Annotated in this window: 14 protein-coding genes; 8 read left to right on the forward strand and 6 right to left on the reverse strand. The window is 60.4% G+C overall.

The features are described 5' to 3' along the window. Positions 1 to 26: 26 nt before the first annotated feature. The 5 genes from pyrR to gshB form a co-directional block, all read right to left on the reverse strand. Positions 27 to 530 carry a bifunctional pyr operon transcriptional regulator/uracil phosphoribosyltransferase PyrR gene (gene pyrR / locus ACZ9IM_RS06850; RefSeq protein ID WP_008068126.1) on the reverse strand — a complete coding sequence of 168 codons (504 nt, stop codon included), beginning with the start codon at positions 528 to 530 and terminating at the stop codon, positions 27 to 29. A gap of 99 nt (positions 531 to 629) precedes the next feature. Next, on the reverse strand, positions 630 to 1,067 hold the full coding sequence (ruvX, locus tag ACZ9IM_RS06855) for a Holliday junction resolvase RuvX (protein ID WP_007897947.1): 438 nt from the start codon (positions 1,065 to 1,067) through the stop codon (positions 630 to 632). After that, the gene (locus tag ACZ9IM_RS06860) at positions 1,067 to 1,639 is read right to left on the reverse strand and encodes a YqgE/AlgH family protein (RefSeq protein ID WP_401173696.1); all 573 of its coding nucleotides are present in this window, start codon (positions 1,637 to 1,639) and stop codon (positions 1,067 to 1,069) included. Before ACZ9IM_RS06860 ends, ruvX begins: the two co-directional genes overlap by 1 nt. Before the next feature lie 181 nt (positions 1,640 to 1,820). Continuing rightward, complete coding sequence (locus tag ACZ9IM_RS06865) at positions 1,821 to 2,720, reverse strand: energy transducer TonB (protein ID WP_008068130.1); 900 nt, start codon at positions 2,718 to 2,720, stop codon at positions 1,821 to 1,823. Between the two features lie 65 nt (positions 2,721 to 2,785). Then, positions 2,786 to 3,739 carry a glutathione synthase gene (gene gshB, locus ACZ9IM_RS06870; RefSeq protein ID WP_123500226.1) on the reverse strand — a complete coding sequence of 318 codons (954 nt, stop codon included), beginning with the start codon at positions 3,737 to 3,739 and terminating at the stop codon, positions 2,786 to 2,788. A gap of 233 nt (positions 3,740 to 3,972) precedes the next feature. Between gshB and pilG the strand changes: the two genes are divergently transcribed. The 6 genes from pilG (at position 3,973) to ACZ9IM_RS06900 (ending at position 13,937) form a co-directional block, all read left to right on the forward strand. Continuing rightward, positions 3,973 to 4,377 (forward strand): twitching motility response regulator PilG, encoded by a 405-nt coding sequence (pilG, locus tag ACZ9IM_RS06875; protein WP_008068133.1) that lies wholly within the window; start codon positions 3,973 to 3,975, stop codon positions 4,375 to 4,377. Between the two features lie 57 nt (positions 4,378 to 4,434). Then, positions 4,435 to 4,800 (forward strand): twitching motility response regulator PilH, encoded by a 366-nt coding sequence (pilH, locus tag ACZ9IM_RS06880; RefSeq protein WP_008068134.1) that lies wholly within the window; start codon positions 4,435 to 4,437, stop codon positions 4,798 to 4,800. Positions 4,801 to 4,810: 10 nt separating this feature from the next. Next, the gene (locus ACZ9IM_RS06885) at positions 4,811 to 5,344 is read left to right on the forward strand and encodes a chemotaxis protein CheW (RefSeq protein ID WP_476223598.1); all 534 of its coding nucleotides are present in this window, start codon (positions 4,811 to 4,813) and stop codon (positions 5,342 to 5,344) included. A 140-nt stretch (positions 5,345 to 5,484) separates the two neighbouring features. Beyond that, complete coding sequence (locus ACZ9IM_RS06890) at positions 5,485 to 7,533, forward strand: methyl-accepting chemotaxis protein (protein ID WP_427624957.1); 2,049 nt, start codon at positions 5,485 to 5,487, stop codon at positions 7,531 to 7,533. A gap of 37 nt (positions 7,534 to 7,570) precedes the next feature. Beyond that, positions 7,571 to 13,474: an Hpt domain-containing protein gene (locus tag ACZ9IM_RS06895; RefSeq protein WP_476223599.1), complete on the forward strand. Its 5,904-nt coding sequence runs from the start codon at positions 7,571 to 7,573 to the stop codon at positions 13,472 to 13,474. Continuing rightward, positions 13,467 to 13,937, forward strand: coding sequence for a chemotaxis protein CheW (locus ACZ9IM_RS06900; protein WP_476223600.1), 471 nt, complete (start codon positions 13,467 to 13,469; stop codon positions 13,935 to 13,937). The genes ACZ9IM_RS06895 and ACZ9IM_RS06900 overlap by 8 nt, the downstream gene beginning before the upstream one ends. Before the next feature lie 118 nt (positions 13,938 to 14,055). Here the strand turns inward: ACZ9IM_RS06900 and ACZ9IM_RS06905 are convergent, their stop codons facing one another. Continuing rightward, entirely contained in the window at positions 14,056 to 14,433 is a 378-nt protein-coding gene (locus tag ACZ9IM_RS06905) for a DUF6124 family protein (RefSeq protein ID WP_123500217.1), read from the reverse strand. Positions 14,434 to 14,972: 539 nt separating this feature from the next. Here ACZ9IM_RS06905 and ACZ9IM_RS06910 point away from each other — a divergent pair. Further along, positions 14,973 to 15,602, forward strand: a complete 630-nt coding sequence (locus ACZ9IM_RS06910; RefSeq protein WP_476223601.1) for a nucleotidyltransferase domain-containing protein — start codon at positions 14,973 to 14,975, stop codon at positions 15,600 to 15,602. Further along, positions 15,565 to 16,005 (forward strand): hypothetical protein, encoded by a 441-nt coding sequence (locus tag ACZ9IM_RS06915; protein ID WP_111452973.1) that lies wholly within the window; start codon positions 15,565 to 15,567, stop codon positions 16,003 to 16,005. Before ACZ9IM_RS06910 ends, ACZ9IM_RS06915 begins: the two co-directional genes overlap by 38 nt. Positions 16,006 to 16,169: the final 164 nt, after the last annotated feature.

The following is a 16,169-nucleotide window of genomic DNA, read 5'->3' on the forward strand; positions in this document are numbered from 1 at the left end:
CGAGGGGGACTCTCAATAGGGCGAAATTAAAGGGCGAGGTCTTGAAGTTCGAGCTTGAGTTCCGGGCCGGACAGTTTCACTCGTTCGTGGGCCGCCAACGACAGCGTCGCGCCAACCACGTTCGGGCGGATCGGCAGTTCACCGGCGTCCAGGTCCAGCAGGCATACCAGCGTCACACTGGCCGGGCGGCCATAGTCGAAGAGTTCGTTCATCGCGGCGCGGATGGTCCGACCGCTCATCAGCACGTCATCGATCAGCACCAGGTGCTGGCCTTCGATCTCGAACGGCAGCGCCGATGGGCGTACTTGTGGGTGCAGGCCGTTCTGGCTGAAGTCGTCGCGGTAGAACGAAACATCCAGGGTGCCCAAGGGCGAATCGCTGCCCAGTTCATCGAGCAACGCCTGCGCGACCCAGACGCCACCGGTCCGAATGCCGATGTAACGCGGTTCGCTGATGCCCCGTTTGGCCAGATAGGTGTCAAGACGGATCGCCATCTGGCTGATCAGTTCGGCGGGATTGGGCAGGCTCATGGTTTGCTCCTTCTTTGTCCCGAGCCGGATGCCGCTTGAGTGGTGGCTCGGGTTGTAGCTAAGGGAGACGCCGCAGCGGCTCTTCAGAATTAGGTGCGGTCAGGATTCGAACAGCGCGGTGTTTTCGTCGAGCCAGCCTTGCAGCAGCAGGGCGGCGGCGATGGCATCGACCGGGTTGTCGCGGTAACTGCCTTTCTGGCCGCCACGGACCAGGCGTTCGCCCTTGGCCTCGAAGGTGGTCAGGCGCTCGTCGTGAGTATAAAAGGGCAGGTTGTAGCGGCCGTTCAGGCGGCGGGCGAACTTCTCGGCCCGCAGGCACATGTCGCTCGGCGTGCCATCCATGTTCAGCGGCAGGCCGACCACCACGGCGTCGGGTTTCCACTCTTTAATCAGGGCTTCGACCTGATTCCAGTCAGGAATGCCGTTTTGTGCCTTCAAGGTGCACAGCTCGCGGGCCTGACCGGTAATCACCTGACCGACCGCAACGCCGATCTGTTTGGTGCCGTAGTCGAAACCCAAAATCAACCGCAGGGCCATCAGGCGTGCCCCGCCTGGTTGGTGAGCAGGCTGAGATTGACGCCCAGGTGTTTGGCCGCCGCTTCAAGACGTAATTCGCTGCTGGTATTGAACAGGATGTCGGCATTGAACGGGCAGGTCAGCCAGGCGTTGTCGGCCAGTTCGGCTTCCAGTTGCCCGGCTTCCCAACCGGCGTAGCCGAGGGTGATCAGGCTTTTCGCGGGGCCGACGCCGTCGGCGATGGCGAACAGCACGTCCTGGGAAGTCGACAGGGACAGCTCGCCTTCCAGATCAACGGTCGCCTGAAAAGATTTGCCCGATGGATGCAGGACAAAACCGCGATCGGTTTGCACCGGGCCACCCATAAAGATCGGCACGTGCTGGCAGAGCACTGGTGGTTCGATATCGGGGCGCAATTGCTCGAGAATATCGGCCAGGTTCAGGTCCTGCGGGCGGTTGACCACCAGCCCCATGGCACCATTGGCCGTGTGCTCGACGATGTAGGTCAAGGTGTGCGCAAAGTTCGGGTCGGCCATGTGAGGCATGGCGATCAGGAAGTGATGCTTGAGGTAGCTGGGGCTGACGTTCTTCATGAGCGCTAGTGTGGCGTTGGAGGGGCGAACTGACAAGCCGAGGATGCCGCAATTTGGCAGTCGGCACAGACCAAATGTGGGAGCGAGCCTGCTCGCGATGACGGCGGTACGTTCAAAAATTGAGGTGTCAGGCAGACCGCCATCGCGAGCAGGCTCGCTCCCACAGGGATTTTGTGGGGTGTCAGTTGCTGGAGAGCCTGTCCCCACGCGCAAACTTCCACGTCCGAATAATTTCAAGACGATCGATGTCCGACAGATCCCCGGTAAACGGTGCAAACGGCGCCGCGAGCCTTACGATGCGCTGCGCCGCCTGGTCCAGCAGCGGCTGGCCGGAAGACTCCAGCACCAACACTTCATACAGCGAGCCGTCGCGGTTGATCGAGACCATCAGTCGCAAATTGCCGTAAATCTGTTTGCGCCGGGCTTCGTCGGGGTAGTTGAGGTTGCCGATGCGCTCGACCTTCTTGCGCCATTCATCTTTGTACCAGGCACCCTTGTCGCGCATGGTCGATGCGGCGCTCAAGCGATGGATGCGCGGGCGCTTGGCGTAAAGCTGTTGTTCACTGGCCAGTTCCGCTTCCAGGCTGGCGATGTCGCTGGACAGCTGCGCGCTGTCGAAGGTCGGTGCCACGACCTTGGGTTTGGTCTCGGTCTTGATCTCTTCGCGCTTGGTCGCGGTTTTTTTCGGTTTCGGCGCGACGGTCGTCACGGCTGCCTTGGGGGCTGCTTCCGGCACTTGAGGCGTGGCGGTTGGCGGTGGGGTGACTGGCTGCACCTTGTTGTCCTGGAAGGGCGCGACCTCGGTGGTCTTGGGCGTCGCCTTTTTTTCCAGAGTGCCGCTGCCTTCCTGATTTTCCTGGGCGAGAAAGTCAGCTTTTTCCGGCTTCTTTTCGCTTTTGAACGTGGCGAGGGTGATTTCCAGGGTTTTGCTGATTTGCTGGGGTTCGACCATGGAGAACCCGACGCCCAACAGCAAGGCCAGGTGAATCAGCGCCGCGAGAAACAGGGTGAAACCGAGGCGATCAGCCGGGCGCACACCAAGGTGGGCGAGTTCAGGGGGCAGATCGGACGGGAGTGTCATAACAAGAAAACCAACATCGCGTTTTTTACAAGCCGGGGATGATAACGCAATGTTGGTTGTCTCTATCAACGAGCCTTGAGCTTCTGATCGATGGCATCCATCAGAAGGCCACCAATGTCGGTGCCGAACGCGTTATCGATCTCGCGAATGCAGGTCGGGCTGGTGACGTTGATTTCGGTCAGATGCTCACCGATCACGTCGAGACCGACGAACAGCAAGCCCTTCTCACGCAGGGTCGGGCCGACTTGCGCGGCGATCCAGCGATCTTTCTCTGTCAGCGGTCGGGCTTCGCCACGGCCACCGGCGGCGAGGTTGCCACGGGTTTCACCGAGCGCGGGAATCCGGGCCAGGCAGTAATCCACCGGCTCGCCGTCGATCATCAGGATGCGCTTGTCGCCATCAACGATCGCCGGCAGGTAACCCTGGATCATGATTTGCTGACGGCCATGCAAGGTCAGGGTTTCGAGGATCACCGACAGGTTCGGGTGGCCCGCGGTGTGACGGAAGATCGATGAGCCGCCCATGCCGTCCAGCGGCTTGAGGATCACGTCACCGTGATGGTCGGCGAATTCACGTAACACGTCGGGGCGACGGCTGACGATGGTCGGCGGCGTGCACTGCGGGAACAGCGTGGCGAACAGCTTTTCGTTGCAGTCACGCAGGCTTTGCGGCTTGTTGACCACCAGTACGCCGGCATTTTCCGCTTGTTCCAGCAAATACGTGGAATAGACGAATTCCATGTCGAACGGCGGATCCTTGCGCATCAGGATCACGTCCAGGTCACTCAGCAGTGCATCGCTTTCGGCGCCCAGCTCAAACCATTTTTCCGGGTTGGCGAACACCTTCAGCGGACGCATCCGCCCGCGAGCCTCGCCTTCGGCCTGATACAAATCGCGCTGTTCCATATAGAACAGTTCCCAGCCACGCTTTTGCGCGGCCAGCAGCATGGCCAGCGAGCTATCCTTTTTATAGGAGATGCTGGCGATAGGATCCATGACAATCCCGACGCGAACGCTCATGGGGTTTTCCTCGAAATTGGGGTGGAAAGTGTTGTGAAAAAGTGGCGTCAGAGTGGCGCTGAGTGGGTTCCCGGTCAAGGAAAAACCACCGCCAGGGTCGCCCGATAGATTGGATGGGGAGACTGTGCTAAAAAGGCTGCCATGCCGTGTTGGCCCTTAAGTATCAAGGGTTTCGAGCCAGCGATGAGCGGCAAACGGACAATTTGATTCACAAAGGCGACGGTAGAGCCACTATGGAACAGCATTCCAGCGCCTTGAAGGTCATGGTGATCGATGATTCGAAAACGATTCGTCGCACCGCCGAAACGCTGTTGAAAAACGTGGGCTGTGAAGTCATCACCGCAATCGATGGTTTCGATGCCCTGGCCAAGATTGCCGACAATCACCCCGGCATCATCTTTGTCGACATCATGATGCCGCGTCTGGATGGTTATCAGACCTGCGCTTTAATCAAGAACAACAGTGCGTTCAAGTCCACGCCAGTGATTATGCTGTCGTCCAAGGACGGGTTGTTCGACAAGGCCAAGGGGCGGATCGTCGGTTCCGACCAGTTTTTGACCAAGCCTTTCAGCAAGGAAGAACTGCTGAACGCGATTCAGGCCCATGTACCGGGCTTCACCGCCGTTTCGCCGCAGTAGGACACGCACAGTGACGCTCGGCCATGGGGCCCGGTGTCGACAAAAATGGGGAAGACCATGGCACGTATTCTGATCGTCGATGACTCGCCGACCGAAATGTACAAACTGACCGGCATGCTCGAAAAGCACGGTCATGAGGTGTTGAAAGCCGAAAACGGCGCCGACGGCGTGGCCCTGGCTCGTCAGGAAAAACCCGACGCAGTGCTGATGGACATCGTCATGCCCGGCCTCAATGGTTTCCAGGCGACCCGTCAGCTGACCAAAGACCCGGAAACCGGGCACATTCCGGTGATCATCATTACCACCAAGGATCAGGAAACCGACAAAGTCTGGGGCACGCGCCAGGGCGCCAAGGACTACCTGACCAAACCGGTCGACGAAGAGACCCTGATCAAGACCCTGAACAACGTGCTGGCCGGTTGATCGTCCGGTCATGACCGAGTCGCTGACGGCTTTCGAACTGCTGCTGCAGATTGACCAGCGCTGTCGTCTGCTGGCGGCGGACTTGCCGTCCCAGCCGACCCGACAGGACAGCTGGAGCGGCATCGGCTTTCGCTTGGGCGAGCATTGGTACGTCGCGCCCATGCGCGAAGTCAGCGAAGTCCTGCACGAACCGCGCGTTACCCAATTGCCGGGCGTCAAGCCCTGGGTCAAGGGCGTGGCTAACCTGCGCGGGCGCCTGCTGCCGATCATGGATTTGAGTGGTTTCATCGGTCATGAACTGTCGAATCTGCGCAAGCAGCGACGGGTGTTGGTGGTGGAGCACAATGAGGTGTTTGCCGGGTTACTGGTCGATGAAGTGTTTGGCTTGCAGCACTTTGCCCAGGACAGCCTGGAACCGGTAGATACCTTGAGCGGCCCGATTGCACCGTTCATCAAAGGCCGGTTTCAGCGTGAGCAGAATTGGCAGGTATTCAGCCCGTTTGCATTGGCGCAGTCACAGAGCTTCATGAACGTAGCGCTGTAAACCCTGTGGGAGCGAGCCTGCTCGCGATTGAACGATAACGCGGTGCTTCCTGATACATCGCGGCGCCTGAATCGCGAGCAGGCTCGCTCCCACAGGTTCTCGGCAAGCATTACAGGGTGTTGGTTAACAGGCGAGGACCGATGATAAAAGCAAAAACAGGCAAACCAGAAGGGTCGCGCAGTCGGTCGCAGATCATTGCGCTGTTCATCGCGCTGATCGTCTTCATCATGCTGCTGTTCGCCAACTTCGCGTACCTCAACACCCAGGCGAATTACGACAAACAGTACATCGGCCACGCCGGTGAGCTGCGCGTGCTGTCCCAACGCATCGCCAAGAACGCCACCGAAGCCGCCGCCGGCAAGGCCGCGGCGTTCAAGTTGCTCAGCGATGCGCGCAACGACTTCGCCCAGCGTTGGGGCTATCTGAAGAAAGGCGATCCTTCCACCGGCCTGCCGCCGGCACCATCCACCGTGCGCCCGGAAATGCGCGCCGTGCAGCTGGATTGGGAGCGTCTGCTGAAAAACACCGACGCCATCCTCTCCAGCGAACAGACTGTGTTGTCTTTGCATCAAGTCGCCGCAACGCTGGCCGAAACCGTGCCGCAGTTGCAGGTCGAGTATGAGAAGGTCGTCGAAACCCTCCTGCAACGCGGCGCCCCGGCCACTCAAGTGGCGATGGCCCAGCGTCAGTCGCTGCTGGCCGAGCGGATTCTTGGTGCGGTGAATACCGTGCTGTCCGGCGATGAAAATTCGCAGCAGGCGGCCGACGCTTTCGGTCGCGACGCGGCGCGTTTCGGCCTGGTGCTCAACGGCATGCTTCAGGGCAATGCGGCGCTGAAAATCAGCCAGGTCGAAGACCGTGATGCGCGCGCCCGGCTGACCGAGATTTCCGAACTGTTCGAATTCGTATCGGGTTCGGTGGATGAAATCCTCGAAACCTCGCCGGAGCTGCTCAAGGTCCGCGAATCGGCCACCAATATTTTTACCCTGTCGCAAACCCTGCTCGATGAAGCTTCACACCTGGCCAGCCGTTTCGAAAACCTCGCTGGCGGGCGTAACACCGGCACTATCGGGGGTTATGTACTGGGCTTGCTGGCGCTGATGTCGATCATTCTCATCGGCTTGGTGATGGTGCGCGAAACCAACCGTCAACTGCGTGAAACCGCCGAGAAGAACGAGCGCAACCAGAACGCGATCATGCGTTTGCTGGACGAAATCGAAGACCTCGCCGATGGCGACCTGACCGTGACCGCCTCGGTGACCGAAGACTTCACCGGGACCATCGCTGATTCGATCAACTATTCCGTCGACCAATTGCGCGATCTGGTGGCGACCATCAACCTCACCGCCGGCCAGGTCGCCGCCGCCGTGCAGGAAACCCAGGCCACCGCCATGCACTTGGCCCAGGCCTCGGAGCATCAGGCGCAGCAGATTTCCGAAGCCTCCACGGCCATCAACGACATGGCCCAGTCCATCGATCAGGTCTCGGCCAACGCCGCCGAATCCTCTGCGGTGGCCGAACGCTCGGTGGAGATCGCTAACAAGGGCAACGAAGTGGTGCACAACACCATTCATGGCATGGACAATATTCGCGAGCAGATTCAGGACACCGCCAAGCGCATCAAGCGGCTGGGTGAGTCTTCTCAGGAAATCGGCGACATTGTCAGCCTGATCGATGACATTGCCGATCAGACCAACATCCTCGCCCTCAACGCGGCGATTCAGGCGTCCATGGCCGGTGACGCCGGGCGCGGTTTTGCGGTGGTGGCCGACGAAGTACAGCGTCTGGCCGAGCGTTCATCCGCGGCGACCCGGCAGATCGAAACGCTGGTGCGGGCGATTCAGGCCGACACCAACGAAGCGGTGATTTCCATGGAACAGACCACCACCGAAGTGGTGCGCGGCGCGCGTCTGGCGCAGGATGCCGGGGTGGCCCTGGAAGAAATCGAAGGCGTATCGAAGACCCTCGCGGCATTGATCCAGAGTATTTCCAACGCCGCGCAGCAACAGACTTCGTCGGCCGGCCAGATTTCCCTGACGATGAACGTGATCCAGCAGATCACCACGCAGACCTCGTCCGGCTCCACCGCCACCGCCGAGAGCATTGGCAACCTGGCGAAAATGGCCAGCCAGCTGCGGCGTTCGGTGTCCGGTTTCACCTTGCCGGCCAAGTCTGCGGACAACGCTTGAACCGCCTCTGGGCGGATGCATCTTGATTGGAGTGGTTATGGGTGATCGGCACGACTATGTGGCCCTCGAGTGGGTCAAAGGCGAGATTGCCGAAACGCTGAAACAGGCTCATCAGGCGATCGAAACCCTGATCGACGATCCACAGGCGACACACACGCTGAGTGAGTGTCTGGCCTGTGTCCATCAGGTTCACGGTAGCTTGCAGATGGTCGAGTTCTACGGCGCGGCCCTGCTCGCCGAAGAAATCGAGCAGTTGACCAGCGCCCTTCAGCAGAACCGCGTCAGCCATCGCGACGAGGCGATCCACCTGTTACTGCAAGCCCTGGGGCAATTGCCGACTTACCTCGACCGGGTGCAAGGCGCCCGTCGTGATTTACCGCTGGTGGTGTTGCCGCTGCTCAACGACCTGCGCAGCGCCCGTGGCGAAAGCCTGTTATCGGAAACCAGCCTGTTTAGCCCGCAACTGCCGGAGCTGCTACCTCTGGGCCCAGAGGCCTTGGCGCTGCTGGAACCGTCCGACTTGCCGAATGTGCTGCGCAAATTGCGGCAAATGTTGCAGATGTCCCTGGTCGGTTTGTTGCGCGAGCAAGATGACGAAACCCACTTCGGTTATCTGGCCAAGGTGTTTGCGCGCCTCGAAGCGCTGTGCGACAACGCGCCCTTGAGCCCGTTATGGCAAGTCGCTTCAGCACTGGTCGAAGGCATGCGTAATGGCTCGATCGCCAACAGCCCGGCGTTGCGCAGCTTGTTCAAGGATGCCGATAAAGAGCTCAAGCGTCTGCTCGAACAAGGCATGCCCGCAATCAATCAACCGGCACCGCCGGAGCTGCTCAAGAGTTTGTTGTTCTATATTGCCAAGGCCGAACACCCCACCGGGCAGATGCTGACCATGAAAGATCGCTACTCACTTGACGACGCGCTACCCGACGGCGCGATGGTCGATGAAGAACGGGCAAGGCTGGCCGGCCCTGACCGCGACGCCATGCGCTCGGTATTGGCGGCGCTGTGCGAAGAGCTGGTGCGGGTCAAGGAGCGCCTGGACCTGTTCGTGCGCAGCGACCGTCAGCACACCTCGGACCTCGAAAGCCTGCTGGCGCCCCTGCGGCAAATCGCCGACACCCTGGCGGTGCTCGGTTTCGGCCAGCCACGCAAGGTCATCATCGATCAACTGGCAGTGGTGCTGAGCCTTGCTCAGGGCCAGCGTGAACCCAACGACGCGACCCTCATGGATGTCGCCGGGGCCTTGCTCTACGTCGAAGCGACCCTGGCCGGCATGGTCGGTACCGTGGAGCCGGAAAGCCAGGAAGACAGCCGTCTGCCGACCACTGATCTGACGCAGATCCATCAGATCGTGATCAAGGAAGCGCGCATTTGCCTGCAACAGGCCAAGGACATGATCGTCGACTACATCGACGCCGACTGGGACCGCCAGCATTTACAACCCTTGCCGGCGTTGCTGACCCAGGTGCGCGGTGCGTTGGCGATGATTCCGTTGGCCCGCGCGGCGAGCCTGGTCGAGACCTGCAACGGCTTCATCCGCGAACATCTGCTGGTGGACCCGGGCCAGCCCGGCTGGCAGCAACTGGACAGCCTGGCCGACGTCATCACCAGCATCGAGTATTACCTGGAGCGCCTCAGCGACGACCCCGAAGCGCCGGGGGAACACCTGCTCGACGTCGCGGAAAAAGGCCTGGCCTCACTCGGCTTCTTCCCCAGTGAACAGCAGGTGCCGATGCTCAAGGATGTACTCAGCCCCAATGAAGCCCTGGTCATGCAGGACATGCAGGAACTGGACGACCCCGAAACCGTTCAGTCCCTGGCCGATGTGTTGGCCAGCCCGGTGTCGTCCGTCAACCCGCCAGCCCTGACCACGCCCGGTAGCCTGTTGCCGCCGCCCGCCGGTGAAGAGCCGGTGGACGATGAGCTGCGGGACGTCTTCCTCGAAGAGACTGACGAGGTGCTGGAAGTCCTCGAGGAGTATCTGCCGCGCTGGTCGGCCAGCCCCGACAGCACATCGGTCTTGACTGAATTGCGCCGCGCCTTCCACACCCTTAAAGGCAGTGGCCGGATGGTCCGTGCGCTGGTGCTGGGTGAGTTGGCCTGGGCGGTGGAAAACCTGCTCAATCGCGTGCTGGAACACAGCGTTGCACCTTCGCCTGCGGTGCAACAACTGGCGGGCGATGCGCTGAAGCTGTTGCCGGAACTGGTGGCCGAGTTCGCCGCCAATGCCCAGCGCCAACGCAACGATGTCGATCAATTGGCCGCCCGCGCCCATGCCCTCGCCAAGGGTGATAAACCGGTGTCCGATGAAGACGTGCAGGATGTCGCGGCGCTCGATCCACTGTTGCTGGAGATCTTCCGCAACGAAGCCGAAACCCATTTGAGCAGCCTCAACCGCTTCCTCGACCAAGCCGCCGAGCATGTACCGCTTCAGGCCAGCGACGAGTTGCAGCGGGCGTTGCACACGCTCAAGGGCAGCGCCTCGATGGCCGGCGTGCTGCCGATTGCCGAGTTGGCGGCGTCGCTGGATGAATTGGCCCGGGAGTACAAGGCGCACCGGATTGCCCTCGACCTGGACGAAGTCGAGTTGTTGCTGGAAGCCGAAGGGCTATTCCGCCTTGGGCTGCGACAACTCAAGAGCGATCCGCTGGCTGAAATCCCCGACGCCCGCTCGCTGATCGAGCGAACCCAGGTATTGCTGGCCGAGCGTCTGCAAAGCCTGTTGAGCACGCCCAATACCAAGCTGCGGATCAAGCGCGATCCGCAACTGATCAACAACTTCCTTGCCCAGGGCATGGACATCCTGCTGGACGCCGAAAGCCTGTTACTGCGCTGGCAGCAGCATCCCGGCGAGCGGCAGGAACTCAGCGCGCTGCTCGACGAACTGACCACCCTCGGCGAAGGCGCGCACCTGGCCGATCTGCATCCGGTGGATGAACTCTGCGAAGCTTTGCTCGACCTGTATGGCGCTGTGGAAGAAAGCAGCCTGGCGGTCAGCGACAGGTTTTTTCATGAGGCACAAAGTGCCCATGAAGCGCTGATCAACATGCTCGACGAACTGGCCGCCGGCCAGGAAGTCACTGCGCAACCGCAGCGGGTGCGTGCCTTGCGCGGCTTGCTCGATGAGAGTCTCGATCCATCCTCCATGGGCCTGATCCGCAGTGACGGCAGCCGCACCCTGAGCATCCGCGAACTGGGCAGCGCCACCGCCGAGCTGGAGCAGAGCGCGACGCAGGTGGAGCTGGACGACGAAATCGTTTCGATCTTCCTTGAAGAGGCGGTGGATATCCTCGAGAGCGCGGGCCAGGCTTTGCAGCGCTGGCTGAGTGACCCGGACAACGCCGCGCCGCTGTTGTCCTTGCAGCGCGATTTGCACACCCTCAAGGGCGGTGCGCGGATGGCCGAGGTCGAGCCGGTCGGCGATCTGGCCCATGAACTGGAAAACCTTTACGAAGGCCTGGTGGACCGCCGTTACAGCCACAGCGAAGTATTGGCGCAATTGCTGCAACAGAGCCATGACCGACTGGCCCTGTTCCTTGATCAGTTGCAGCACAACCGTCCGTTGGGTGATCCGGGTGAGTTGATCACGGCCATTCGTGAGTTTCGCCAGGGCAATGCCGGCAGCGCCGAGGTGGTCGAGCCAGCGGTCAGCAATGACTCGGCGGGTCATGATTCCGAGCTTCTGGAGATCTTCCTCGAGGAAGGTTTCGACATCATTGAAAACTCCGGTGCGGCGCTGTTGCGCTGGCAGGCCGAGCCGTCGAATCGCCAGGAAATGGAAACCCTGCTGCGCGACTTGCACACCCTCAAGGGTGGCGCGCGGATGGTGGAGATTGTGCCGATTGGCGACCTGGCCCATGAACTGGAATTTCTCTACGAAGGCTTGTCGGCTGGCGTGCTGCAACCCACCGCCGAGCTATTCTCGCTGTTGCAACGCAGCCATGACCGACTGGCGCAGATGCTCGACGCCACCCGTGCCGGTCAGCCATTGCCGCCGGCCGATCGGCTGATCGATGCGATCAAGAATTTCAGCCATCCGGCAGTGCCCGAAACATCGGCACCCGTGACGCTGCCCGTAGCGCCCAAAGCCGAGCCAACCGCGCTGCAACCGGAAGGCACCGACACGGTCAAGGTCTCGGCGGAATTGCTCGATGACCTGGTCAATCTGGCCGGGGAAACTTCAATCTTCCGTGGCCGCATCGAACAACAGGTCAACGATGCACGGGTGGCCCTGAGCGAGATGGAAACCACCATCGAGCGCATGCGCGACCAGTTGCGCCGCCTCGATACCGAAACCCAGGGGCGGATCCTCAGCCGTCAGCAAGTCGATGCCGAACGCCTGGGGTACGAAGAATTCGACCCATTGGAGATGGACCGTCACTCGCAGCTGCAACAGTTGTCGAGGGCGCTGTTCGAGTCTGCCTCCGACCTGCTTGACCTCAAGGAAACCCTCGAGCGGCGCAATCACGACGCGGAAAACCTGCTGCAACAGCAGGGCCGCATCAACACCGAATTGCAGGAAGGCCTGATGCGTACGCGCATGGTGCCGTTCGAGCGAATGCTGCCGCGTTTGAAACGCATCGTTCGGCAGGTCGCCAGCGAACTGGGCAAGGACGTGGACTTCGTCGTCGGCAACGCCGAAGGCGAGATGGACCGCAACGTCCTCGAACGCATGGCCGCGCCGCTGGAACACATGCTGCGCAATGCCGTCGACCATGGGCTGGAATCTGCCGAGGTGCGTATCGCGGCGGGTAAACCGGCTCAGGGCAAGATCACCCTGGACTTGTCGCGAGAGGGTGGCGACATCATTTTCGACATCCGCGACGACGGTGCCGGCGTGCCTTTGGACGCCGTGCGGCGCAAGGCGATCAAGCGCGGCTTGCTCGACCCGGACAGCGACATCAGCGATCGCGACGTGCTGCAATTCATCCTGCAACCGGGGTTCTCCACCGCCGAGAAAATCACTCAGATCTCCGGGCGTGGCGTCGGCATGGATGTGGTTCACGAAGAAGTCCGGCAGCTCGGCGGTAGTATGACCATCGACTCTGTGCCAGGGCAGGGCGTGCATTTCCGGATTCGCCTGCCGTTCACCGTGTCGGTCAACCGTGCGCTGATGGTGCAGTGCGGGGAGGATCAATACGCGATCCCGCTGAACACCATCGACGGCATCGTGCGTGTATTGCCCAACGAACTCGAAGGGCATTACCGGCTCGATCCGCCGACCTACGAATACGCCGGGCAACGTTACGAGTTGTGCTATCTCGGTGAACTGCTGAAAACCAGCACCCGCCCCAAACTGCTGGGCCAGAGCCTGCCGTTGCCGGTGTTGCTGGTGCAATGCAACGAGCGGCACGTTGCGGTGCAGGTGGATGCCATGGCCGGCACCCGGGAAATCGTGGTCAAAAGCCTTGGCCCGCAGTTCGCCGCGGTGCAGGGTTTGTCCGGGGCGACGATTCTCGGTGATGGCCGTGTGGTACTGATTCTCGACTTGCTGGCGCCGATCCGCGCCATGCAGGCACAGGTGCCGAAGCGGCCTGTGACTCAAGACGTAGAGCCCGAGCCGCAACGGCCGTTGCTGGTGCTGGTGGTCGACGATTCGGTCACCGTGCGCAAGGTCACCAGCCGTTTGCTGGAACGCCACGGCATGAACGTGCTAATCGCCAAGGACGGTGTCGACGCGATGTTGCTGCTCGAAGAACACATGCCCGACCTGATGCTGCTGGACATCGAAATGCCGCGCATGGACGGCTTCGAAGTGGCGACCCAGGTGCGCGCCGACGAACGCTTGCGGCATCTGCCGATCATCATGATCACCTCCCGCACCGGCCAGAAACACCGCGACCGCGCCATGGCCATCGGCGTCAACGACTACCTCGGCAAGCCATACCAGGAATCGGTGCTGCTCGACAGCATCGCATTGTGGAGCAAAACCCATGCATGAGCTGCGCTTCAACAAGCGCTCCAGCAACCTCACCGGCCTGCTGCTGCCCCTGGCTGATCGCAACCTGATCCTGCCCAACGTCGCTGTCGCTGAACTCATCGATTACCAACCCGGCGCCTTCGACCTCGATACACCTCCGTGGTATCTGGGGTTGGTGAAGTGGCGGGATCGGCAGATTCCGTTGCTTAGTTTTGAGTCGGCGTGTGGCAACAAAGTGGTGATCGGTGAGCGAGCACGGATCGTTATCCTCAACGCCCTCGGCGGGCGACCGGAGCTGAAGTTCATTGCGCTGCTGGTGCAGGGGATTCCGCGGTCTTACAAACTGGATAGCCAGTTGAGCTATGTGGATGTGCCGTTGTGTTCGCTGGAACAGGCGGCGGTGCAGGTGGGGGAGCAAGTGGCCAAGGTGCCGGATTTGTTGGCGTTGGAAGAGTTGCTTGTTACAGCAGGGTTAGCCCATTGATCGTTCCCACGCTCCGCGTGGGAACGCCTCAACGGACGCTCCGCGTTCGGCTTTTTGGGACGCAGAGCGTCCCGGGCTGCATTCCCACGCAGAGCGTGGGAACGATCAGGTTTCTGCGTTAAACCCCAGCCCGAGCCTTCATCTGCAACGACTCATGATGATCCAGCACTCGCTCCACCAACAACTGCACGCCATCGGCCAAACGGCTGAGCGCCAAGGCTACAGAGCGGCGTGAGCCTTCCACATCGTCCGCCAGATCGGCAGCAATGGCGCTGATGGACAGCAGGTCTTCGGAGGCATTGGCCAGAAGGGCTTCGGTGTCGATATCGGGGGCGACGGTGAAGAGCTGGGATTTACGGCGTTTGGCCGGTTTTTCGTGGAGTGGGGGGAAGTAATGGGAAAAGGCGCGGTCAGCGGCTTCCTTCATTTTTTCTGCATCGAGGGATGCTTGGGAATCGGCGTCGGTTTCCGGGGGATTGGGAGTAGCTTTGAACATAGTGAAGCTCCATTTAATGAGTTTCAGCTGCTCCATCGGGTTCCAATCGAAGGGGTGGCAGCTGTACGCGGGCTGGAACCCGGGCAAACGGACAAAACCCGACAGACACTAAGGTCTCCCGCGCACAGCCGCCATAACGGAGTGCACACATTAAAGGTGCGCAAGCATACGTTATGAAAGGCGCTTTTGCCTCGTTAACACCACGGGGTTCCAATCCCGGTCGCTGCGTTTGCAGCGACCCCCAAACGATAAAGATCAACGCAAAACCGCACCAGTCAGCGGGTTCCGGCATTGCTGTAGGCAGCGACGCCAGACTGCGTAGCCTCACACCATTCCTGAGGACAAACTTTTAAACACAAAACCCCAAGCGGTCGGACCCTGTGGCGAGGGGGCTTGCTCCCGCTGGGTTGCGAAGCAGCCCCAAAACCTGCAACCGGGGTGTATCAGGTACACCGAGAATAATGGTTTACGCTGCGCAAGGTTGAAGATTCCCAAAAAGGGACCTATCGTTCCTTTTTTGGGACTTATCGGTCGTTGCCGTGAAAAACCTGTCATTGAGCGAAGCCTTGTTCACCACCACCCAGCAAAAAGTGCTCGGCCTGCTGTTTGGTAAACCCGACCAAAGCTTTTACGCCAACGAGATCGCCCGCTGGGCTCAAGTGGGTAAAGGCAGCCTCATGCGCGAGCTGGATCGGTTGCAGCGGGCAGGCGTGTTGACCATGACCCGTCAGGGCAACCAGACCCACTATCAAGCCAATCCCGACTGCCCGATCTATGCCGAACTGCTGGGCATCGCCCGCAAAACCTTCGGCATTGCCGAGCCTCTGCGTCAGGCGCTCCAACCCTTTGCCGAACAGATCACTTGGGCATTTGTATACGGCTCTATCGCCAAGGATCAGGCAAACGCATCCAGTGACATTGATCTCATGCTGATCGGCGAGGGCCTGCACTACAGTGAAGTGATGGAGCGGCTCATGCCGATGGAGGAGCTGTTGGGCCGCGTCCTCAACCCGACGCTCTACACCCCCGACGACTGGGCCGCAAAACTGGCGGCTGAAAACAGCTTTGTCGTGCGGGTAGCGCAGCAGGACAAGATCAATCTGATGGGGGGAAACCCTTTGGAGTCCAAGGATGGGCAGCAACGAGAACCTGGAAAACCTGTTACGTAGCGGTGGACTGAAAGCTGAGCCGCCGGATCGCAAGGAATGCGAAGGACTGATGCGTTCGGCTGTGGACCGATTGAAAGACGCGCAAACGTCTTCGCTTTCCTTCGCGAGTCGTTTCGACCTGGCTTACAACGCTGCCCATGCCCTTGCACTGACGGCTCTTCGCTTGTGCGGCTACCGTTCAGACAAGCGATATCTGGTGTTTCAGTGCCTGGTTCATACCGCTGATATTGGCAAAGTACAGGTTCGGCTATTCGCCCTGTGTCATGAGCGACGAAACCTGGCGGAGTACGAAGGCTATATGGATGAAGATCCGGCGTTGTTGGCGCAGCTATTGGAAAGTGCTGAACAGCTCCTGATTCGAGTGCAGGAACAGATGGCGTCCTTCAGTTCATCGCGGACCTGATCGTTCCCACGCTCTGCGTGGGAACGCAGCCCGGGACGCTCCGCGTCCCATTCGAGAGCTGGAACGCGGAGCGTCCCTTGAGGCATTCCTTTGCTGCGCGTGGGAACGATCGGGACGGTGTTCGATCATTACGGTCAGCGTAACGATCCGTCCCTCTACTTGAT

The sequence above is a fragment of the Pseudomonas sp. TE12508 genome, assembly GCF_056279485.1.

Bases quoted from the DNA above. Each gene is read 5' to 3' on its own strand.
- pilG (WP_008068133.1), top strand. From the start codon at position 3,973: ATGGAACAGCATTCCAGCGCCTTGAAGGTCATGGTGATCGATGATTCG.
- ACZ9IM_RS06885 (WP_476223598.1), top strand. From the start codon at position 4,811: ATGACCGAGTCGCTGACGGCTTTCGAACTGCTGCTGCAGATTGACCAG.
- ACZ9IM_RS06915 (WP_111452973.1), top strand. From the start codon at position 15,565: ATGGGCAGCAACGAGAACCTGGAAAACCTGTTACGTAGCGGTGGACTG.
- ACZ9IM_RS06900 (WP_476223600.1), top strand. From the start codon at position 13,467: ATGCATGAGCTGCGCTTCAACAAGCGCTCCAGCAACCTCACCGGCCTG.
- ACZ9IM_RS06860 (WP_401173696.1), bottom strand. From the start codon at position 1,639: ATGAAGAACGTCAGCCCCAGCTACCTCAAGCATCACTTCCTGATCGCC.
- pilH (WP_008068134.1), top strand. From the start codon at position 4,435: ATGGCACGTATTCTGATCGTCGATGACTCGCCGACCGAAATGTACAAA.
- ACZ9IM_RS06890 (WP_427624957.1), top strand. From the start codon at position 5,485: ATGATAAAAGCAAAAACAGGCAAACCAGAAGGGTCGCGCAGTCGGTCG.
- ACZ9IM_RS06895 (WP_476223599.1), top strand. From the start codon at position 7,571: ATGGGTGATCGGCACGACTATGTGGCCCTCGAGTGGGTCAAAGGCGAG.
- gshB (WP_123500226.1), bottom strand. From the start codon at position 3,739: ATGAGCGTTCGCGTCGGGATTGTCATGGATCCTATCGCCAGCATCTCC.
- ruvX (WP_007897947.1), bottom strand. From the start codon at position 1,067: ATGGCCCTGCGGTTGATTTTGGGTTTCGACTACGGCACCAAACAGATC.
- pyrR (WP_008068126.1), bottom strand. From the start codon at position 530: ATGAGCCTGCCCAATCCCGCCGAACTGATCAGCCAGATGGCGATCCGT.
- ACZ9IM_RS06905 (WP_123500217.1), bottom strand. From the start codon at position 14,433: ATGTTCAAAGCTACTCCCAATCCCCCGGAAACCGACGCCGATTCCCAA.
- ACZ9IM_RS06865 (WP_008068130.1), bottom strand. From the start codon at position 2,720: ATGACACTCCCGTCCGATCTGCCCCCTGAACTCGCCCACCTTGGTGTG.